This window comes from Amycolatopsis sp. cg9, from assembly GCF_041346945.1.
In the GTDB taxonomy this organism is placed as follows: domain Bacteria; phylum Actinomycetota; class Actinomycetes; order Mycobacteriales; family Pseudonocardiaceae; genus Amycolatopsis.
This window is the reverse complement of sequence record NZ_CP166850.1, coordinates 5,031,659-5,052,773: the sequence shown is the minus strand read 5'-3', so window position 1 is coordinate 5,052,773 and position 21,115 is coordinate 5,031,659. Positions and strand designations below refer to the sequence as shown.

Sequence of the window (21,115 nt, the reverse complement as noted above, 5' to 3'; positions counted from 1 at the left end):
CGTCAGCCGCGGAGCATCTCCGCGACCAGGAACGCCAGCTCCAGCGACTGCTGCGTGTTGAGCCGCGGGTCGCAGGCGGTCTCGTAGCGGCCCGACAGGTCGACGTCCGAGATCTCCTGCGCGCCGCCGAGGCACTCGGTGACGTCCTCGCCGGTCAGCTCGACGTGGATGCCGCCAGGGTAGGTGCCCAGCTTGTTGTGCACCTCGAAGAAGCCCTGGACCTCGTCGACGATCCGGTCGAAGTGCCGGGTCTTGTACCCGGTGGACGACTCGTGCGTGTTGCCGTGCATCGGGTCGCACTGCCAGATGACCTTGTGCCCGGACGACTCGACCTTCTCGACGATGGCCGGCAGCACCTCGCGGACCTTGCCGTTGCCCATCCGCGCGATGAGCGTCAGCCGGCCCGGCTCGGAGCGCGGGTCGAGCCGCTCGACGTACTCCACGGCCTGCTCGGGCGTGGTCGTCGGGCCGATCTTCAACCCGATCGGGTTGGCCAGCAGCTCGGCGAAGGCGATGTGCGCGCCGTCCAGCTGGCGGGTCCGCTCGCCGACCCAGAGGAAGTGCGACGACAGGTTGTACAGCTTCGGGTTCGCCGCGTCGGCGTTGTCCAGGCGCAGCATCGAACGCTCGTAGTCGAGCAGCAGCGCCTCGTGGCTGGCGAAGATCTCGGTCGACTGCAGCGACGTGTCGGTGACGCCGCACGCGTTCATGAACCGCAGGCCGCGGTCGATCTCGTTGGCCAGCGCCTCGAACCGCTGCGCCGCCGGCGACGCCGACACGAAGTCCTTGTTCCAGTCGTGCACCTGGTGCAGGTCGGCCATGCCGGCGCCGGTCAGGGCGCGGACCAGGTTCATCGCGGCGCCCGCGTTCGCGTAGGCGCGGATCATCCGGCCCGGGTCCGGCACGCGCAGCTCGGGCTTGGCGACCAGGGAGTTGATGATGTCGCCGCGGTAGACCGGCAGGCCGAGGGCGTCCGTCGCGGCCGAGCGCGGCTTCGCGTACTGGCCCGCGATGCGCCCGACCTTGACCACCGGCAGGCTCGCGCCGTAGGTCAGCACGACGGCCATCTGCAGCAGCGTGCGCAGGTTGGCCCGGATGTGCGGCTCGGTGTTGGACTCGAACGTCTCCGCGCAGTCCCCGCCCTGCAGGAGGAACGCCTCGCCGCGGGCGACCATCGCCAGCCGGTCCTTCAGCCGGTCGATCTCGGCGGGCACGGTGATCGGCGGCACGCTCTCCAGCACCCCGCGGACCCGGCGCGTCGCCTCCGGGTCGGGCCACTCCGGCTGCTGCGCGGCCGGGCGGGCCAGCGCGGTGTCCAGCCGCTCCCGCAGACCGGGCGGCAGCGGCGGCAGTTCGGGCAGTGTGTCGACGGGGACGTCCACAGTCCAGTTCACGCAGACCAGGATAAGGTTTCGGCCCTTCCGCGCTTCGGCCGGTTCACCGTCCCCAGGTCGCGGGCGGGAAACCGGGGTTCCGGCCCACGACCGGCGGGCCGGCGGCGAGCACGCTGATCCGGTCCCGCCTCGTTCCCGCACGCGTTGTCCCGCGTGAAGACACCGTGCCCACCCGCGCCGACGGCCACCATCCGCGCCCGCGCGCCGAACGCCGCCCGCGTCTCGCGCGCGCCCGGCAGCGGGGTGGCCGGGTCGCGTTCGTTCTGCACCAGCAGCACGTTCGGCGGCCCCGGACCGCCGACGCGCACCGGGGGTTCGGCTCGCTCGACCGGCCAGAACGCGCACGGGTTCACGTTCGCCGCCGCGGGACCGAACATCGGGTGCCGCTCCCGTTCGCGTTCGACCGCGCGCCGGTAGTAGCCGAGCCGCTCGGGCCAGTCCGAGTCGTTGCAGATCACCTGGAGCTGCAGCGCCGCGCGGGTGTCACCGTCGAGCGGCCCCGCGGCGACGCGCGCGGTGCCCGCCCACTCGGCGGCGAGGGCGGGGAACGACGCGTCGTCGTAGCGCCCGTTCCACGTGTCCGGGCGGAACTCCGGCCCGCGCACGGCGGCCACCCCGGAGAACTTCGCCCGTCACCGCCGCCGGCGTCCGCCCGAGGTGGTGGACGTCGTCGCGGGCGGCGGCCCACGCGGCGAAATCCGGGGCCGGCCGGGCCGAGGACGCTGTCGAGCACGATCCGGTCGCCGCGGCCCGGGAACATCGACGCGTAGGCGGCGCCGAGGTAGCTGCCGCAGGAGACGCCGTAGTAGGAGATCTTCCGCTCCCCCAGCGCTTCCCGGATCCGGTCCAGGTCGCGCGCGGTGTTCGCGGTCGCCATGTGCGGCAGCAGGTCCTTTGTGGACGCTTCAGCACACTGCTTCGAGACGGCTCTCGCTCCGGCCGCTGCTCGGGCGTCATCGCGCACGTCACGGGCGTGCTGTAGGTGGTGCCGCGCGGGTCGAACCCGATGACGTCGTAGGACCGCCCGGGCCACCGGGGTTCATCAGCAGGACGCCGCGCCGCTTGCCGGGGACGCCGGCGTGCCGCGAGAGCGTCAGCTCGATGGTGCGCTCCGGGTGCGCGTAGTCGAGCGGGACGCGCAGGCTCGCGCATTCGAGCCCGGCCGTGGGCGACGGCGAAACGCCGTAGTCCGGACACGCGCAGACGTCAGCCCAGGGGCCGGACGCGGAGGTCCTCCCCTGGGCTGACGGTGCTCACGCGGCTTGCGCGCGGTTGTACAGGTTCTGCGCGTCGGCGCCGAAGTACGGCCCGAACATGTAGCCCGGCAGGAAGGTGTAGCCGAAGCTGTTCACCGAGGCCTGCACACCGGTGCCGGTGCTCTCGTCGAACGACAGGAACCACGGCCCGCCGCTGGAGCCACCGGTCATGTTGCAGTTCATGCCGTGGTCCTTGGTCAGCAGGAAGTCGGTGAAGGTGCTCCCGCTACAGTAGATCAGCTTCGTCCCGTCGTACGGCGAGGCGGCCGGGTAGCCGAAGGTGTACATGCTCTGGTTCTTCGGCTGGTTGAAGGCGATGCCCTGGGCGCCGACGACGTCGGTGAGCCGCTGCCCGCCGAGCGGGTTCACGACGGCCATGCCGACGTCGTAGTTCATGTCCTCGCCGGCTTCCCACTGCGGCGTGGTGACCGTGGTCTTCGCGGCCCACTGGCCGTAGGGCGCGTTCCCGTTGTTGTAGCCCGGCACGAACACCCATTCGGTGTGCCAGGTGCCCTGGTACTTCACGCAGTGCCCGGCGGTGACGACGACACTGCCGTTGGCGCTGGTGACGGCGTCGCCGGAGCAGGACGCTTTCTGCCCGTTGAAGAGGAAGAACACGCGCCCGGCGGTCTGGGTGACCTTGCCGCCGCCGGTCCAGGCACCCCCGCCGTTCGGGATGCTCCGGATGATCGCGCTCTGCCCTTTCGCCACGTCCTTCGGGCTGGTGGCGGGCGCTTTGACGAGCTTGTCCATCGGAACGGCCGCCCGCATGGCATCGGGCGTCCAGAAGGGTTTCGCGGCAGCCTGGGCGGGCACACCGACCAGGGCGAACGCGAGCGAAAGGACGGCGGTGACGACCGCGGCCCGGAATGTCGTGCGCTTCAAGACACCCACCTTCCGCGAAAGTGAATTGCCGCAAAAGCGGCACAGCTACTCGAAAGTAGTTGTCCGTGTACGCAGAGCACAGCCGCCGTTCGGCGTAACGCTTCAGGCGGGTCGGTCGTCCTCGGGGTCCAGACCTGCTCGCGCCTCCTGGAGGCGGATGAACTGGTCGACGACCTCGGTCAAGCCGGGGTGCTCGTCCGACAGGAGGACCGGCAGGATCGACGGCCACTCGGCCGTCTGCGCCACCTCAGCGAGGATGCGCGACCGGGCGGGCTCCGCGACGCGACGGGCCATCGCGAGCAGCATCGAACTCCGGCGGTAGACGTTGACTGAAGTGCTGACGAGGTGCAGCGCCCGTTCGAGGTCGTGCTCCGCCAACCGTTCGAGGTAGGCCTTGGCTGTCGTCGAAGGATGCTCGACGCCCAGGCCGGCGAGCACTTCGAGGCCATCGCCGTAACCGGCGGCACCCATGGCCTCGGCGAGTGCTACCGCCAGCCGGGACGCGGCTGTTCCCTCGCCGATCGCGCTCCGCACGACCTCGACTGCCGGCTTGATCCGGCCGGCGGCGCAGAATTCCCTGATGACGGCCGCACAGGCGCGCTCGCGTTGGTACGGCTTGTCCACCGTCCAGACGAGGTTGAGCGCTTGGTCCGGAAGCCCGGCGGCGCAATAGAAGTCGACCAGACGAGTCCCGTCGACTTCCCCGGGCGGACCGCCGGCCAAGCGTTCATCGAACTCGCGGACGATGCCACGCACTTTTTCTTCGGCGCCGGCGGCACGGTGGCGGCGGAGCAGGGGCAGCACGGCCTCGGCCACCGCCGAAGTCCGCTCCAGTCGCAAAACCACCCGTTCGGCCAGTTCCGCCTCGCCCGACTGGGCCAGCAATTCGGCGACTTCCGCGAAACCGTGCCGGCCCGCGCCCGAAGCCAGGAAGATCCGGGCGAGCCGTTCGGCAGCGGGCACGTCCTGCGCGGCGACGACGAAGTCGGCGACGCGCCGGAACGGACGTGCGTCCCGCTGGTCCCCACCCAGGCCACGCGCCTCGGCTTCGGCACGCAGCGCCAAGTTTTCCGCCATGGCGGTGTCGCCGGACCGCAGCAGGCCTTCGGCGATCACCGTCAGGGCAGCCGCACGAACCTCCGTACCGACGTAGGCGCTCCACTCCCCGGACTTCTTCGCGAGCAGTTCCATCGCCCGCTCGTATTCGCCGTGCGCGGCCAGTGCCTCGAGAACGAGGAGCAATGGACGCTTGCCGTAAACGGGCGAAAGGAAGTCGAGGAGCGATTCGGCGAAACCGACCCGCTCCTGCCCGATGGCCAGCTCGACGAGATCGCACACGTAACCGTCACGGCGATTCGATTCACCGTGGCCGAACACCTTCTCCTTCGCGAGCTCGAGGTCGGCCCGTGCCAGGTCTTCCAGCTCCAGTGAGAAGACGATTCCCTCCGCGGCCGTCCCCGCGGCGGCAACGATGCCGGCCGCCGCTTTCGGATCTCCATCGTCCCGGAGCCGGCGCGCGGCCCGTTCGATCACGTCGACGCGAAGTGGCGGATCGAAGTGCTCGGCGACGGCGACCGCGCGCGCGACGTCCCCTTGCTCGATCAGCCGGCGAGCCACGAAGTAGCGCGTATTCGTCCTCGCACTGTCGTCCGGTATCTCGTCGGCGGCGGCCAGCATCGAAGCCACGTCGGTCAAGGGCCTCGGGGCGGCCAAGGCGAGCAGCGCCCGGGCGCGCCAGCTCGCGTCCCCGATGGCTTCGGCGATCGCCGTGGCCAGAGCAAGATCACCGGTGGCCGCGACCTCGTTGACGAGACGCTGCCTGACGATCGGGAACCGTGCTTCGTCGACCACGTCGGCCACGATCCGCTCGGCCCGGTCGATCTGCCCGGCCGGGACCAGCTCCGGCACCAGCTCGAGGACCGCATCGGCCCGCCGGTCCCGCTCCGAGACCGAACGCGCGAGCGCCTCCGCCCGGTCGAATTCACCCAGCCGCGCCCAGAGCGCGGGCAAGCGCGCCGGTGTCCGGGCGTTGCGGGCTTCCAGGTCGTCGCGGTGCATCGACAGCTTGAGCAGGCCCACCACATCGGGCTGGACCGCGGCGGCAACCTCCGCGTGGGCGGCCGTGATCTCCGCCTGGGCCGCGGCTTCACCACCGGAGACCGCCAGCAACCGCTCCTGCCTCGCCAGGTCGGTGACGCACTCGGTCAGGCGATCGAGCTGTCCGGTCTCCTGGAGGAGTTTCGGATAGCCCGACAGGAGGAACTGCGGCGTCGACGCGGGCCAGCCCAGATCCCGGTACTCGTCAGCCCAGGCCATGAGGCGGTCTCGATAGGCCGGCACTTCGTCCGGTTCGAACCGGCCCACGGCCCGGGCTTGCAGACCCTCGTGCGCCAGTACGTACACCTCCGCCGTCCGGCCGGGGTTCCATCGAGAACTTCGCCGGCTGAACGCCCGCCCCTCGACGCTGTCCAGGATCCGGTGCACCGAACTCGCCCGCCGGCCGATGAGCGCGACGAGGTCGTCCCGGCTGAGGCCGCCTCGGGCGGCGACCAGCAAGCCGAGCACGTCCCGGGCTTCGCCCGCCTCCGCACCCAGGAGCCGGTCGAGGTCACCCTTCATTTCCAGTTCCACCGCGGAAGCCGCGGACGAGGGTTCGAGTTCGCGCACGATCGCGGGATCACGCAGGGGGTGGTCCGGGTGCAGCGCCGGCGGGATACCCGGGTTCGGCCGCCCGGTGACGATGACGCGCATCCCGTGGGCGGGCCGGCGGGGCAACAGGACGGCGATGCTCCCGGCTCCGTCGTTTTCCCCCGCTCCCCGGTCCTCGTCGAGCCCGTCCACGATCAGGATCAGCCGCCGGCCGCGGCGGGCACTGGCTTCCGCGGCCGCGTCGAGCAGACCCGGGAACCCCGACGCGCCGGCGTTCTCCGGGAGCGGGATGCCCAGTGTTTCCGCCAGCTGCAGGTTCACCTGGGCCAGGAAGCCCGCTCGGCCGTCGGCTTCCGTGTCCAGTGCCCGGACGAAGAACGGGATCAGCCGGACCCCCTCGTGGGGACCCAGCACGAATGACGCCATCAGTGCGGTCTTGCCACTCCAGGCGCCGGCTCGCCACCACGCGTAGGACGGCGCGGGGTCGGCGGCCAGGCAAAACCGCTCCAGCTCGGCCAGCTCGATCTCACGCCCGACGAGCTCGTCCGGAGCGAGTTGGCGAGCGGTTCCCCAGTAGTAGGACTTGGCCGCGCGGGCGGTGCCGTAGACGACGTTGCCGGCCACGTATCCGACCTGGACGTTGTCGCCCTCGCCGGAGATCGAGTTCACGAACCTGGCCGGCTGGTCGTCCTCCGGCTGGGTCATCGACGATCCTCCCCGTCACCTTTCGCTGGCACTCGCAGCGTCGCTGCGGGAACGCCCGGTGTTACGCCGGAAGCCCCCTCACCAGTGGCGAGGGGGCTTCCGGAGAACGGAGGATCAGACGACCGCGAGCGGCAGCGCCGTCGGGTGGACCGGGGCCGGGAGGTCCGACGCGCCCGTCAGGTACGTGTCCACCGCATTGGCCACCGAACGGCCCTCCGCGATCGCCCACACCACCAGCGACGCGCCGCGGTGCGCGTCACCGCACACGAACACGCCCGGGGTTTCCGTCTGCCAGTCAGCGCCGCACGACAGGGTTCCGCGGCGGGTCAGCGACAGCCCGAGCCCGTCGAGCAGCGGCATCTCCTCGACGCCTTCGAAGCCGATCGCCAGCAGGACCAGGTCGGCCGGGACCGTCTCGATCTCCTCGGTCACCGGGATGACCTCGCGGCGGCCGGTCGACGGGTCCTTATGGACGCGGACCTGCTGCAGCTCCACCGCCGTCACGCGGCCCTCGGCGGAACCGACGAATCGCTTGACCGCGACCGCGAACTTGCGCTCGCCCGCTTCCTCGTGCGCCGGGTAGGTGCGCAGGATGTACGGCCACGTCGGCCACGGCGAGCGCTCGTCGTCCCGGGTGGACGGTGGCATCGGGTACTGGTCGAGCTGCGTCACCGACAGCGCGCCCTGGCGGGTGGCCGTGCCGTAGGAGTCCGCGCCGGTGTCGCCGCCGCCGATGATGAGCACGTGCTTGCCGTGGGCGTCGATCGACGGGGGGCCGTCGCCCTCGACGTACTTGTTGGCCGGGACCAGGTGTTCCATCGCCAGGTGGATGCCCTTGAGGTCCCGGCCCGGCGTCGTCGTGTCGTCGCGGCCGCGCAGGGCGCCGACCGCGAGGACCACCGCGTCGTACTGCGCGCGCAGGTCGTCCACCGAGAGGTCGACGCCGACCTCGCAGCCGGTGACGAACCGGGTGCCTTCCTTGCGCAGCTGCGCCAGGCGGCGGTCGAGGACCTTCTTCTCCATCTTGAACTCGGGGATGCCGTAGCGCAGCAGGCCGCCGAGGCGGTCGTCGCGCTCGAACACCGTGACCTCGTGGCCGGCGCGGGTCAGCTGCTGGGCGGCGGCGAGGCCGGCCGGGCCGGAGCCGACGACCGCGACGCGGCGGCCGCTGGACACTTCGGACACCTGCGGCTGGACGTAGCCCGCTTCCCAGGACTGGTCGGCGATCGTCTGCTCGACGCGCTTGATCGCCACCGGGCCGCCGGAGGCCGGCGAGATCGACAGCACGCAGCCCGCCTCGCACGGCGCCGGGCACAGCTTCCCGGTGAACTCCGGGAAGTTGTTGGTCGCGTGCAGCCGGTCGCTCGCCGCGGCCCAGTCGCCACGGCGGACGAGGTCGTTCCACTCCGGGATCAGGTTGCCCAGCGGGCAACCCGAGCCACCGGAGTGGCAGAACGGGATGCCGCAGTCCATGCACCGCGACGCCTGCTTGCGCACCTTTTCGTTGCGCTCGCCCGGATCGACGTCGGCGTAGACCTCGCCCCACGAAGAAAGCCGTTCCTCGTAGGACTTCTTCTTCGGCTCTTCGCGGTCGTACTTCAGGAAACCGGTCGGGTCAGCCACGAGCGGCCTCCATGATCGCCTCGTCGACGTCGCGGCCGGCGGCCTTCGCCGCCTTCGCCGCGTCCAGAACCCGCTGGTAGTCGCGCGGCATCACCTTCGTGAACGCCGCCGAGCGGCGCGGCCAGTCGCCGAGCAGCGACGCCGCCACCGCGGAGCGGGTGAGATCGTGGTGCTGCTGCACCGTTTTCTTGAGCCACGCCAGGTCGTCGGCGGTCGGCTTGAGCAGGTCCACCATGTCCTGGTTGACCTTCTTGCGGTCGACGTCGAGCACGAACGCCATGCCGCCGGACATGCCGGCCGCCAGGTTCCGCCCGGTCGGGCCGAGCACCACCGCGCGGCCGCCGGTCATGTACTCGAAGGCGTGGTCGCCGACGCCCTCGGCGACCACCGTGGCGCCGGAGTTGCGGACGCAGAAGCGTTCGCCGACCTGGCCGCGCAGGAAGATCTCGCCGGCCGTGGCACCGTAGGCGATCGTGTTGCCCGCGATCGTCTGCGCCTCGGCGGCGAAGGACGCCTCCGGGTCGGGCCGGACCACGATCCGGCCGCCGGAAAGGCCCTTGCCGACGTAGTCGTTCGCGTCGCCGACCATGTCGAGGGTGATGCCGCGCGGCAGGAACGCGCCGAGCGACTGGCCCGCCGAACCGGTGAGCGTGACGTTGATCGTGCCCTCGGGCAGCCCGTCCCCGCCGTAGCGGCGGGTGATCTCCGAACCGAGCAGCGTGCCGACGGTCCGGTTGACGTTGCGCACCGGCAGCTCGATGTTCACGTGGTGCGCATCTTCCAGCGCTGCTTCGGCGAGCTGGATCAGCGTGCGGTCCAGGGCGTGCTCGAGGCCGTGGTCCTGGCCTCGGGTGCGCCGCTTCGCGCCGCCGTACGGGGTTTCGGCCGGCATCTCGAAGATCGGCGCCAGGTCCAGACCGGACGCCTTCCAGTGGTCGACGGCCTCGTCGGTGTTCAGCAGCTCGGCGTGTCCGATGGCTTCGTCGAGCGTGCGGAAACCCAGTGCGGCAAGGGTTTCGCGGACTTCTTCGGCGACGAACTCGAAGAAGTTCACCACGTGCTCGACCTGGCCGGTGTAGCGCTTGCGGAGCTCCGGGCTCTGCGTGGCGACGCCGACCGGGCAGGTGTCGAGGTGGCAGACGCGCATCATGATGCAGCCCGCGACGACGAGCGGGGCCGTCGCGAAGCCGTATTCCTCGGCGCCGAGCAGCGCCGCGATGACGACGTCCCGCCCGGTCTTCATGGCACCGTCCACCTGCACGGTGATCCGGTCGCGCAACCCGTTGAGCAGCAACGTCTGCTGGGTCTCGGCGAGGCCGATCTCCCACGGCGTGCCCGCGTGCTTGAGCGAGTTCATCGGGGACGCGCCGGTGCCGCCGTCGTGGCCGGAGATGAGCACGACGTCCGCGTGCGCCTTGGACACGCCCGCCGCGACCGTGCCGACACCCAGCGAGGACACCAGCTTCACGTGGATGCGGGCGTGCTCGTTGGCGTTCTTGAGGTCGTGGATCAGCTGCGCCAGGTCCTCGATGGAGTAGATGTCGTGGTGCGGCGGCGGCGAAATGAGGCCGACGCCCGGCGTCGAGTGCCGGGTGCGCGCGATCCACGGGTACACCTTGTTCGGCGGCAGCTGGCCGCCCTCGCCGGGCTTCGCGCCCTGCGCCATCTTGATCTGGATGTCGTCGGCGTTGACGAGGTATTCGCTCGTGACGCCGAACCGGCCCGACGCGACCTGCTTGATCGCGCTGCGGCGTTCGGGGTCGTAGAGCCGCTCGGGGTCTTCGCCGCCCTCGCCGGTGTTGGACCGGCCACCGATCCGGTTCATCGCGATGGCCAGCGTTTCGTGCGCCTCGGCCGAAATCGAGCCGTAGGACATCGCGCCGGTGTTGAAGCGCTTGAAGATCGCCTCGGCGGGCTCGACCTCGTCCAGCGGGATCGGCTCGCGCACGCCGTCGCGGAAGGAGAACAGCCCGCGCAGCGTGCCGCCCTCGCGGTAGAGGCGGTGCACCTCGTCGGTGTACTTGCGGTACACCTCTTCGCGGCCGGTCTTGGACGCGTGCTGCAGCAGGAACACCGTCTCCGGCGTGAACAGGTGCAGCTCGCCCTCGCGCCGGTAGGCGTACTCGCCGCCGGTGTCGAGTCCACGGTGGACGCGCTCGGTCGGGTTGTCCGGGTAGGCGCGGCGGTGGCGCACGGCCACCTCTTCGGCGAGCACGGTCAGGCCGACGCCGCCGAGCTTCGACGACGTCCCGGTGAAGTACTCGTCGAGCAGGTCCTGCGCCAGGCCGAGGGATTCGAAGACCTGGGCGGCGGTGTACGCGCCGACCGTCGAGATGCCCATCTTGGACATGATCTTCAGGACACCCTTCACGAGCGCCTGCACGTAGTTCCGGATCGCCTTGGCGGGCTCGATGCCGGTGACCGCGCCCTGCCCGATCATGTCTTCGATGGTCTCGAAGGCCAGGTACGGGTTGACCGCGGCGGCACCGTAGCCGAGCAGCAGCGCGATGTGGTGCACCTCGCGCGCGTCGCCGGACTCGACGACCAGCGCGACGCGCAGGCGTTCCTTGGTGCGGACCAGGTGGTGGTGCACCGCGGAAACCAGCAGCAGCGACGGGATCGGCGCCATCCGGTGGTCGGAGTCGCGGTCGGACAGCACCAGCGTGCGCGCACCGGCCGCGATCGCCTCGGACGCCTCGCGCCGGACGCGTTCGATCGCGCCGGCCAGCGCCTCGGCGCCGCCGTCCACTTCGTACAGTCCGGAAAGGACACTGCACGCGAAGCCGGGGAGGTCGCCGTCGTCGTTGATGTGGATGAGCTTGGCGAGCTCGTCGTTGTCGATGACGGGGTAGGGCAGCTTGAGGTGGCGGCACGACGCCGGGCCGGGGGCCAGCAGGTTGCGCTCCGGGCCCATGATCCGCGCCATGCAGGTGACGAGCTCCTCGCGGATCGCGTCCAGCGGCGGGTTGGTCACCTGCGCGAAGTTCTGCTTGAAGTAGTCGTAGAGCAGCCGGGATCGCTTCGACAGCACCGCGGGCGGGGTGTCCGAGCCCATCGAACCGATCGGCTCGGCGCCCTTCTCGGCCATCGGCGCCAGCAGGATCTTGAGCTCTTCTTCGGTGTAGCCGAAGGAAAGCTGGCGGCGCAGCACCGAGTCGTGGCTCTGCACGACGTGGTCGCGGTCGGGCAGTTCGGCGATCTGCAGCAGGCCGGCGTGCAGCCAGGCGTCGTAGGGCAGCTCGCCGGCGAGGGCGGACTTGACCTCTTCGTCGTCCACGATCCGGCCGGCCTCGGTGTCGACCAGGAACATCTTGCCGGGCTTGAGCCGCCCCTTCGCCACGACGTCCTTCGGGGCGACGTCCAGGACGCCGGCCTCGCTGGCCAGGACGACGCGGTCGTCGGCCGTGCGCCACCAGCGCGCCGGGCGCAGGCCGTTGCGGTCCAGGACCGCGCCGACCAGGGTGCCGTCGGTGAAGGTGACGCACGCGGGGCCGTCCCACGGTTCCATCAGGCTCGCGTGGAACTGGTAGAACGCGCGGCGCTCGGGCTTCATGGTGGCGTGGTTCTCCCACGCCTCCGGGATCATCATCAGCACCGCGTGCGGCAGCGACCGGCCACCGAGGTGCAGCAGCTCCAGAACCTCGTCGAACGACGCCGAGTCCGACGCGTCCGGCGAGCAGATCGGGAACAGCCGGGACAGGTCGCCGTCGAGGACCTCCGACTCCAGCAGCGCCTCGCGGGCCCGCATGCGGTTGCGGTTGCCGCGGATGGTGTTGATCTCGCCGTTGTGGGCCACGAACCGGAACGGGTGCGCCAGCGGCCACGACGGGAAGGTGTTGGTGGAGAAGCGGGAGTGCACCAGCGCGATGGCGCTTTCCAGCCGCTCGTCGCGCAGGTCGGCGAAGAACGCCGGCAGCTGCTCCGGCGTCACCATGCCCTTGTAGACGATCGTCCGCGAGGACAGCGACGGGAAGTACGTGCCGCAGCCGGAGTTCGCGCTTTCGTGCTCGACGCGCTTGCGCAGGCAGAAGGCCAGCCGGTCCAGCTCCAGGCCGGCTTTTCCGTCGGCGGTGACGAAAAGCATGGCGAAGTGCGGCATGACCGAGCGGGCGGTGGGGCCGATGTCGGCGCGGTCGGCGTCGACCGGCACCTCGCGCCAGCCGAGGACCTCCAGGCCCTCTTCGACGGCGATGCGTTCGGCCAGTTCGACGGCCTTGCGGCGCTGCTCGGCGTCTTCGGGCAGGAAGGCGATGCCGGCGGCGTAGGTGTGGTGGCCGTGCTCGCCGGGTGCGGGAAGCGTGAAGCCGGCTTCGGCGCGCAGCAGCGCGTCGGGCAGCTGCAGCAGGATGCCGGCGCCGTCGCCGGAGGTCGGCTCGGCGCCCGCGGCGCCGCGGTGGTCGAGGTTGGTCAGCGCGGCCAGGCCGTCGGTGACGATGCCGTGCGAGCGGCGCCCGCGGATGTCGGCCACCATGGCCACACCGCAGGAGTCCTGTTCGGTCTCCGGATCGTAGAGACCTTGCTTGCCGGGAATGGCGGAGAAGATCATGGAGAAGGGACCTCCTTCGTCGTCTTGTCGTGCGGGCCGGGCTACCGGCCGGGAGCGCACGGGACGACGATGGCCCGCTTGTTAGCGCGACTTTAACACCTGGGAAACACGTCAGCATCAATTCAGAGCGCCCCGAACAGCGGCGGACGGTAACGATCTGGCTGCGTGGAACGACGTAGTTCCTGATGGGTTCCCGGTAGTTCGCGGCGCTAAGTATACGTCCCGGAAACTCCGGTCAAGCCTAACGTGACCAGTCCGACCCGGCGCGCTCGCCCTGTGTCCGCCATCACTAGAACGTGTTACATTTCGCCGCATGATCCTCGATCGGTTCAAGCTCACCGACCAGGTCGCGGTGGTCACCGGCGCCGGCCGCGGGATCGGTGCGGCCACCGCCGTGGCGCTCGCCGAAGCGGGCGCCGACGTGGTCATCGCCGCCCGCACCGCCGCTCAGCTCGAAGAAGTGGCCTCGCGGGTTTCGGCGGCGGGCCGCCGCGCGCACGTCGTCCCGGGCGACCTCGCGACACCGGAGGCCGCGGCCGCGCTGGCCGCGACGGCGGTGGCGGAGTTCGGGCGCCTCGACCTGGTGGTCAACAACGTCGGCGGCACGTACCCGCGCCCCTTGCTGGAGACCACCGCGGAGTTCCTGGAGGAAGCGTTCCGCTTCAACGTCTCGACCGCGCACGCCCTGACCGCGGCGGCGGCCCCCGCCCTGCTGGAGACCGGCGGCTCGGTCGTCAACATCTCGTCGGTGCTGGGCCGGCTCTCGGGCCGCGGCTTCGCGGCGTACGGCACGGCGAAGGCCGCCCTCGCCCACTACACCCGCCTGGCGGCGGCCGACCTGGCCCCGAAAGTCCGGGTGAACGCGATCTCGGTGGGCTCGGTGGCGACATCGGCCCTGGAGATCGTGGTGGGCAACCCGGAGCTGAAGGCGAAGATGGAGGCGGCGACCCCGCTGCACCGGATCGGCGAGGCCGAGGACATCGCGGCGACGGTGGTGTTCCTGGCCTCGCGCGCCGGCGGTTACCTCACGGGCAAGATCCTCGAGGTGGACGGCGGCCTGCAGACCCCCAACCTGGAGCTGGGCCTGCCCGACCTCGGCTGACCGGAACTGTCGGCCCCTCCCGGTAGCGTGGAAGACGGGGGGCGGCGCCCCGGCCCCGCGTACGACGAAGGCCACCACCGGGCGTCCGGCGGTGGCCTTCGGGAAAGCGGTCAGCTCTCGTCGGTCTTCTTCGGCTCTTCGGCGGCCGGAGTCTCCTCCGAGGCGGGTTTCTCCGGCGCCGGGGCCTCGGCCGCCACCTTCGCGTGCTCGGGTTCGTCGGAGTCCAACCGCGAAGCCGACTCCGGAACCGGCCCGGGCGCGTCCTTGCTCACCAGCGTCTCCGGCAGCTCCCGCGGCCCCCGCTTCGCAGCCAGCACGAAGTACACCACCGCGGCGGCGAACAGCAGGATCGACGTCCACACGTTCACCCGCAGGCCGAGGATGTGGTTCGCGGTGTCGGTCCGCATCATCTCGATCCAGCCGCGGCCGACCGTGTAGCCGGCGACGTACAGCGCGAACGCCCGGCCGTGACCCAGCTTGAACTTGCGGTCCGCCCAGACGACCAGCAGCGCGACCAGCAGGTTCCAGATCAGCTCGTAGAGGAACGTCGGGTGGACCGGGCTCTCCGGCAGCGGGATGTGCCCGGTCGCGACGCCGTTGAGCAGGTTGTCCGGGTCCTCCGGGTTGAAGCGCTGGTAGACCTCCAGGCCCCACGGCAGGTCGGTGTGCGCGCCGTAGAGCTCCTGGTTGAAGTAGTTGCCGATGCGGCCGATGGCCTGCGCCACGACGATGCCCGGGGCGATCGCGTCCGCCATCGCCGGCAGCGGGATGCCCTTGCGGCGGCAGGCGATGAGCGCGCCCACCGCGCCGAGGGCGATGGCGCCCCAGATGCCGAGGCCGCCGTCCCAGATCGCGAACGCGTTCCAGGGGTTCTTGCCCTCGGTGAAGTACAGCTCGGGGTCGGTGATCACGTGGTACAACCGGCCGCCGACCAGGCCGAACGGCACCGCGAACACCGCGATGTCGATCACCGTGCCCTTGGTGCCGCCGCGGGCCGCCCAGCGCCGCTCGCCCCACCAGATCGCCACGATGATGCCGGCGATGATGCACAGGGCGTACGCGCGGAGCGGGATCGGTCCCAGGTGCCAGACCCCCCGGTCGGGACTGGGGATCGTCGCGAGGTAGGCGCTCATCACGCGGCCACCGTAGCGCTAAGGCGCCGGAGCATCCAAGGCGGCCAGGTACCCCGCCACCAGCGCGTGCGCGACCTGGGTGACGGCTTCGTCGCGCGGGAGGAAGCGTTCGTCGTGCAGGCTGGGCACGCCCGCGGTGTCGCCGAGGCCGACGAACAGCATCAGCCCGCGGGTCGCGCCGCCGCAGTAGTGGGCGAAATCGTCCGCGCCGAACGACCGGAACTGGTCGTCGACGGCGAAGCCCGCGTGCCGGAGCCAGCCCTGCGCGCCCGCCGCCAGTGCGGCGTCGTTGTCCAGCACCGGCTCGCAGGGGCTGATCTCCAGCTCGGCGGTGCAGCCGTGCGCCCGCGCGGTGCCGTGCACGATGTCGGCGAGGGCTTCCAGCGCGCGGTCGCGGTCCTTCGCGCGCATCAGGCGCAGCGAGCCGAACGCGGTCGCGCTGTTGGGGACGACGTTGGCCGCCGCGCCCGCCTGGATCCGCCCGACCGAGCAGACCGCGCCGAACACCGGGTCGATCCGCCGCGACGCGAGCTGCTGCAGGCTCACGACCAGCTGGGACAGCGCCAGGATCGGGTCGCGCAGCAGGTGCGGGTAACCGGCGTGGCCGCCCTGGCCGTGCAGGGTCACCTCGAACTCGTCGGTGGACGCGTTCACCGGGCCCGGGACCGCCGAGACGACGCCGTGCGCGATCCGCGGCTGGACGTGCGCGCCGATTACCGCGTCGACCCCGTGCTCGGCCAGCACTCCGGACTCGACGACGTCGAGCGCGCCCGGCGGCGACGTCTCCTCGCGCGGCTGCAGCAGCGCGAGGATCGGCCGCGGGACGCCGGCGCGCACCGCCGCGCGGCCGACGGCGACCAGCGCGGCGACGTGGACGTCGTGGCCGCACGCGTGCATCAGTTCGTTCCCCGACGCCCACGGCACGCGGGTGCCCTCCAGCACCGGGAGGGCGTCGAGCTCGGCGCGCAGCGCCACCGCCGGGCCTTCGCCGCCGGGCAGCGGGATCGCGCGGCCGGTCTTGGCGACGCGGATCCCGTCCCCCGCGCCGAGCGCCTCGGTGACCAGGCGGGCGGTGTCCTCTTCGTCGCCGGAGCCGCGGGGGTCGGCGTGCACCGCGTGCCGGAGCTCCACGGCGGCGGGCAGTTCGTCGGCGATCGCCCGTGTCCACCGGGCCCACAGGTCACTCACACGTGCTCCAAGCGGTAGATCCTCTGCGCGTTCTCACTTCCCACCAAAGCACACAGCCGGATGGCGTCCACTTCGGACACCGCGGCCGCGTCGAGCGCGGCGCGCACGAAGTCCGACAGTCCTTGCCGGAACAGCGCCGTGCCCAGGTGGTACAGCTCGGCCAGGCCGAACGCGTCGGTGGAGAAGAGCACCTTCCCGAACGGCGCGATCTCCAGGAGCTCGGCCAGGACCGCCGGCGCCCGGAACCCCGCGTTGTGCGTGATGAGCCCGGCGTCCACGAACACGTGCTCGAAGACCTGCGCCAGATACGCGGCGTTGCGGTGGAACGGGTAGTTGTGCAGCAGCAGGATCGGCACGCCGCGGTCGCGGGTCGCCCGCAGCAGCCCGGTGAGCAGCAGCGGGTCGCAGCGGTGCAGGTCGACGTCGGAGTCGCCGTAGCCGACGTGGAACTGCACCGGCAGGCCCAGGTCGAGGCCGGTGAAGACGAGGTGCCGGTGCAGCACCTCGTCGGCCAGCCTGGGGTTCCCGGTGCGCAGCCAGCGTCCCGCCGCGGCGGTCACCTCCGGCGGCGACGGCCGCTCCCCCGCCAGCTCGAGGCCGACGCGGTAGGCGGCGATCGACTTGAGCCCCACGGCGGTCTTCGCGCGTTTCCCCAGCTCGTCGGCGAAGGCGGCGGCGAACCCCGCCGCGGTCGTGCCCCGGATCACCGCCTCGGCAACCTGTTCCAGCCGGACGACGTCGTGCGCGCGGGTGCCCGCGAGCGCGGCGAACTCCGGGGTCGTGGTCAGCGCGTCGGGCAGGAACCCGCCGTCCAGCAGGAAGTCGGTCGTGCCGGTGGCCCGCAGGAACCGCCGCGCCACCTCGGCCGCGCCCAGCTCGGCGCGGCGTTCGAGGTAGGCGTCGGCGGGGGCGTGCTCCGGCAGGCCGAGCACCGGCGCGCAGCGTTCGCGCACGGCCAGCCCGATCAGCGAGTCGAACAGGCTCGTGCCGAGCGGCGAGGGCGCGTCGGCCTCGGTCAGCATCCCCTCGAAGTCCGCGCGGGCCACGTCGCGGGTGACGACGCCGTGGCAGTGGTGGTCCACCAGCGGCAGGTCCGCGACGAACGGGAGCAGGTCGGTCATGCGCCTCCGTCCACGGTGGTCAGCCTCTCCCCCACCCTACGAGCGTAGGCGGGCGCCGACAGCACGAAGATCACCGCGAGCACCAGCACGGCCGCGGCGGCCACCGGGAACCAGCGCGCGGGTCCCTCGGCCGGGTAGGGCACCACGTTGACGTAGACGGTGTACCCGAGGACGGCGAGCGCGCCGAGCGGGAACACCAGGTGCCACCCCGGCACGCGCATGCGGCGCTTCACGAACAGCAGCAGGATCGCGCCGATCGTCGTGAGCAGGTAGATCACCAGCAGGATCAGCGTGCCGATCGAGCCGGACCAGGCGAACGTGTCGGCCGCGGTGGCGCCGAAGACCAGCGCGCACACCAGGATGATCAGCGCCGCCGCACCGGTCACCGCACTGACCGCCACCACCGGGGTGCCGCGGCTCGACGTCCGGCCGATGCCGCGGCCGCCGACGGCGTCGCGCCCCAGGGCGTAGAGCAGCCGCGAACCGCCGACGACGCAGGCCAGGCAGCAGCCGAACGCGCTGATCGCGGCGCCGACGCTGATCACGTCACCGACCCAGGCGCCCGCGTACCGGCTGCCGAGGTCGCCGAGCAGGGACGGCGAATCGTGGAACGCCGCCGCGTCCGTGCCGAACGCCATCATCTCGACGGCGGTGACCACGACGAAGTAGACCCCGCCGAAGACCGCCGTGCCCAGGATCGCGCGCGGGACGTTGCGCTTCGGGTCGAGCGTTTCCTCGCCGAGCGTGGCCGCGGCTTCGAAGCCCGCGAAGGACAGGAAGCCGAACACCGCGCCGAGAAACACCCCGGACAGCCCGGTTTCCGGCACGAAGACGTCGAGCGTGAACCGGGCGCCACCGGGCGCGCCACCGGCCAGCAGGCGCACCAGGATCACCACCGTGACCAGCAGGATCACCGCGATCGTCGCGCCCTCGACGGCGAGCAGCGTGCTCGTGCCGCGGCGCGCGGGCAGCGCGGACAGGAGCCACGCGCCGGCGAGCGCGACGGCGGTCAGCACGAACGGGCCCCAGGACGGCGGGTCCGGCCAGATCCCCACCTGCGTCAGGAAAGCCGTCCCCAGCGTGCCCGCGGCCGAGCTCGTGACGACGGCGTAGAAGGTGTACGTGCCGAGGAGGCCGATGCCGGAGACGACACCCGCGCGCGGGCCGAGGGTGGCGCCGACGAAGGCGTACACCGAACCGGCGTGCTGGTAGTGCCGGCAGAGCTTGACGAAGCCGTACGCGACCAGCAGCACGCCGACCGCGGAGAGCAGGAAGGCGAGGGGGACGGCGCGGCCGGCGGCGGCCGCGGTCTGCTGGGGGTTGATGTTGGCGGCCATGCTGGGCGCCATCAACGCCACGGACAGGCCGACGGCCTGCCAGACGGAGAGGGAGCGGCGCAGCCCTGGACGGGTTTCGAAGGTGTCTGACACGATCTCCACCTCTTTCCTCGAAGTACTCAGTGAACATCGACGGGAGCGGGATGAGCCAGCTCGATCGGGCAGAACTCGCGCAGCAGGGCGCGATCCGGGCCGACGGCCTGCGCGCGGCCGGCGTGGAGCTGGTCGCGCTGACCTTCGTGGACAACAGCGGCATCGCCCGGGTGAAGGCCGTCCCGGTGGACCGGCTGTGGTCGGCGGCGGCGTGGGGCGTCGGCGCGTCGAACTCGTTCGACTTCTTCCTGGCCACCGACGACATCGTGGGCGGCACGTACTCGCGCGGCCCGGTCGGCGACCTGCGGCTGCACCCGGACCTCGACGCGCTCGTGCCGCTGGCGGCGCAGCCGGGCTGGGCGTGGGCACCGGTCCGCAAGTACGACACCGAGGGCGAGCCGCACCCCCAGGACGCGCGGGCGCTGGCCGCGACGGCGACGGCCGAGCTGGCCTCGCGCGGCTACCGCGCGCGGACGGCGTTCGAGCTCGAATGGGTGCTCACCGCGGCGGACGCGCCGGACGACCCGCGCTCGGCCACCGCGGGCCCGGCCTACGGCTACGCGCGGCTGTCCTCCCAGGCGGCCTACCTGCGCACGCTGGTGTCCACGTTGTCCGCGCAAGGCGTTGCGGTGGAACAGATCCACCCCGAATACGCGGCCGGGCAGTTCGAGCTGTCGGTGGCGGCGGACGACCCGGTGCGCGCGGCCGACATCGCGGTGCTGACCCGGGAGACGATCCGGACGGTCAGCGAGCGGCACGGGCTGCGGGCCTCGTTCACGCCGAAGTTCGAGCCGGACGGCGTCGGCAACGGCGGCCACGTCCACCTGAGCATCTGGGACGGTGACCGCAACCTGTGCTCCGGCGGCGACGGTCCCTTCGGGCTGACACCGGCGGCGGAGGCGTTCGGCGCCGGGATCCTCTCCCGGCTGCCGGCGCTGCTGGCGATCGGCGCGCCCTCGGTGGTGAGCTACCTGCGGCTGGAGCCGCACCACTGGGCGGGCGTGTTCAGCGCGTGGGGCCTGGAAAACCGCGAGGCGCCGCTGCGGCTGGTGCAGGGCCCGGCCGGGCAGCGCGACCGGACGGCGAACTTCGAGGTCAAGTGCTTCGACCTGACCGCGAACCCGTACCTGGTGGTGGCGGCGCTGCTGTTCGCGGGCCTGGCGGGGGTCTCCGAGGAGGCGGCGCTGCCGGAACCGGTCGACGTCGACCCGGGGACGCTCCCGTCGGCGACGCGGCTGCCGGCTTCGCTGGCGGACGCGGTGGCGGCGTTCGAGGCGGACACCGTGCTGACGTCGGCGTTCGGCCCGGAGCTGGCGACGACGCTGATGGACCTGCGCCGCGGCGAGATCGACCGGCTGGGTTCGCTGCCGCCGGACGAGCTGTGCGCGCTCGTGCGGTACCTACATTGACGCGGCCACTTCTTCGCGCAGCCGCGGGAGCTTCGCGTAGAGGCGGTCCCCGGGGCACTCGGTGTTGTAGAAGTCGCGGTGGCCTTTGATCTCCTCGGCTCCGATGCCGTACTGGCGGCAGATGTAGGCGCAGAAGGTGACGAGCGACGCCCACTGCGCCCCGGGCGGCTCGACGCTGGTGTAGGTGCCTTCGTTTTCGATGCCGATGGCGTTGGTGTTCTGCCCGGGGCAGTGCGCGCCCTGGATCATCGTGGTGCGGCCGCGCAGGGCGTCGAGGCTGCCGTGCCGGCCTTCGAGGCGGTACCCGCCGCGGCTGACGGTGAAGTGCTGGCCGGTGTCGGACCAGCCGTTGTTGTCCATGTGGTCGTGCTGGTCGTCCCGGGCCACCTGGAAGGCGTGGGCGAGGGAGTAGTCGGTGCTGTTGGCACTGGCGATGTGGTGGATGAGGATGCGGTTCGCGGGGTGGTCGAGGGTGGTGAGGGCGTCGGCGGGCGGCCGGGCGCCCCACTCCGCACAGCTGTGGATCCGGGGTTCCGTGGCGGCTCGGGCGGCCTTGGGGAGCGCGAGCCCGGCGGCGCCCGCGACGGCCAGGCCGGCGGCGCCGCGGAGGAAGGTGCGGCGCGGGAGGTATGCGAGGTCCATGCGGTGGACTGTGCCGCCGGGGCGTACAGCTT

General features: G+C 71.7%; 13 protein-coding genes and 1 pseudogene. 2 read left to right on the top strand and 12 right to left on the bottom strand.

The annotated features are described in order from the left end of the window. Positions 1 to 2: 2 nt before the first annotated feature. From AB5J73_RS24220 to gltB, 7 genes and pseudogenes are all read right to left on the bottom strand, one after another. Entirely contained in the window at positions 3 to 1,394 is a 1,392-nt protein-coding gene (locus tag AB5J73_RS24220; protein ID WP_370972514.1) for a class II 3-deoxy-7-phosphoheptulonate synthase, read from the bottom strand. Further along, the gene (locus AB5J73_RS24215; RefSeq protein WP_370972512.1) at positions 1,391 to 2,008 is read right to left on the bottom strand and encodes an alpha/beta hydrolase; all 618 of its coding nucleotides are present in this window, start codon (positions 2,006 to 2,008) and stop codon (positions 1,391 to 1,393) included. Before AB5J73_RS24215 ends, AB5J73_RS24220 begins: the two co-directional genes overlap by 4 nt. Before the next feature lie 164 nt (positions 2,009 to 2,172). Beyond that, positions 2,173 to 2,271 (bottom strand): annotated as a pseudogene (locus AB5J73_RS24210) (hypothetical protein); the annotation flags it as partial. A 376-nt stretch (positions 2,272 to 2,647) separates the two neighbouring features. Continuing rightward, positions 2,648 to 3,535 (bottom strand): serine protease, encoded by an 888-nt coding sequence (locus AB5J73_RS24205; protein WP_370972510.1) that lies wholly within the window; start codon positions 3,533 to 3,535, stop codon positions 2,648 to 2,650. Between the two features lie 102 nt (positions 3,536 to 3,637). Beyond that, on the bottom strand, positions 3,638 to 6,889 hold the full coding sequence (locus AB5J73_RS24200) for a hypothetical protein (RefSeq protein ID WP_370972508.1): 3,252 nt from the start codon (positions 6,887 to 6,889) through the stop codon (positions 3,638 to 3,640). A gap of 114 nt (positions 6,890 to 7,003) precedes the next feature. Beyond that, positions 7,004 to 8,512, bottom strand: coding sequence for a glutamate synthase subunit beta (locus AB5J73_RS24195; protein ID WP_370972506.1), 1,509 nt, complete (start codon positions 8,510 to 8,512; stop codon positions 7,004 to 7,006). After that, positions 8,505 to 13,058 carry a glutamate synthase large subunit gene (gltB, locus tag AB5J73_RS24190; RefSeq protein WP_370972504.1) on the bottom strand — a complete coding sequence of 1,518 codons (4,554 nt, stop codon included), beginning with the start codon at positions 13,056 to 13,058 and terminating at the stop codon, positions 8,505 to 8,507. Before gltB ends, AB5J73_RS24195 begins: the two co-directional genes overlap by 8 nt. Positions 13,059 to 13,371: 313 nt before the next feature. Here gltB and AB5J73_RS24185 point away from each other — a divergent pair, with 313 nt between their 5' ends. Then, the gene (locus AB5J73_RS24185; protein WP_370972502.1) at positions 13,372 to 14,160 is read left to right on the top strand and encodes an SDR family oxidoreductase; all 789 of its coding nucleotides are present in this window, start codon (positions 13,372 to 13,374) and stop codon (positions 14,158 to 14,160) included. A 110-nt stretch (positions 14,161 to 14,270) separates the two neighbouring features. On the opposite strand, the gene lgt is transcribed toward AB5J73_RS24185, so the two are convergent. From lgt to AB5J73_RS24165, 4 genes are read right to left on the bottom strand one after another with little or no spacing between them, the layout of a single operon-like run. Then, positions 14,271 to 15,293: a prolipoprotein diacylglyceryl transferase gene (lgt, locus tag AB5J73_RS24180; RefSeq protein ID WP_370972500.1), complete on the bottom strand. Its 1,023-nt coding sequence runs from the start codon at positions 15,291 to 15,293 to the stop codon at positions 14,271 to 14,273. Positions 15,294 to 15,311: 18 nt separating this feature from the next. Next, positions 15,312 to 16,481, bottom strand: coding sequence for a M20 family metallopeptidase (locus AB5J73_RS24175; RefSeq protein WP_370972498.1), 1,170 nt, complete (start codon positions 16,479 to 16,481; stop codon positions 15,312 to 15,314). Continuing rightward, positions 16,478 to 17,602, bottom strand: a complete 1,125-nt coding sequence (locus tag AB5J73_RS24170; RefSeq protein ID WP_370972496.1) for an amidohydrolase family protein — start codon at positions 17,600 to 17,602, stop codon at positions 16,478 to 16,480. Before AB5J73_RS24170 ends, AB5J73_RS24175 begins: the two co-directional genes overlap by 4 nt. After that, the gene (locus AB5J73_RS24165) at positions 17,599 to 19,032 is read right to left on the bottom strand and encodes an APC family permease (RefSeq protein ID WP_370972494.1); all 1,434 of its coding nucleotides are present in this window, start codon (positions 19,030 to 19,032) and stop codon (positions 17,599 to 17,601) included. Before AB5J73_RS24165 ends, AB5J73_RS24170 begins: the two co-directional genes overlap by 4 nt. A gap of 50 nt (positions 19,033 to 19,082) precedes the next feature. Between AB5J73_RS24165 and AB5J73_RS24160 the strand changes: the two genes are divergently transcribed. Then, positions 19,083 to 20,441: a glutamine synthetase family protein gene (locus tag AB5J73_RS24160; RefSeq protein ID WP_370972492.1), complete on the top strand. Its 1,359-nt coding sequence runs from the start codon at positions 19,083 to 19,085 to the stop codon at positions 20,439 to 20,441. On the opposite strand, the gene AB5J73_RS24155 is transcribed toward AB5J73_RS24160, so the two are convergent. Beyond that, positions 20,433 to 21,083, bottom strand: a complete 651-nt coding sequence (locus AB5J73_RS24155) for a peptidoglycan recognition family protein (protein ID WP_370972490.1) — start codon at positions 21,081 to 21,083, stop codon at positions 20,433 to 20,435. The genes AB5J73_RS24160 and AB5J73_RS24155 overlap by 9 nt on opposite strands. Positions 21,084 to 21,115 lie beyond the last annotated feature (32 nt).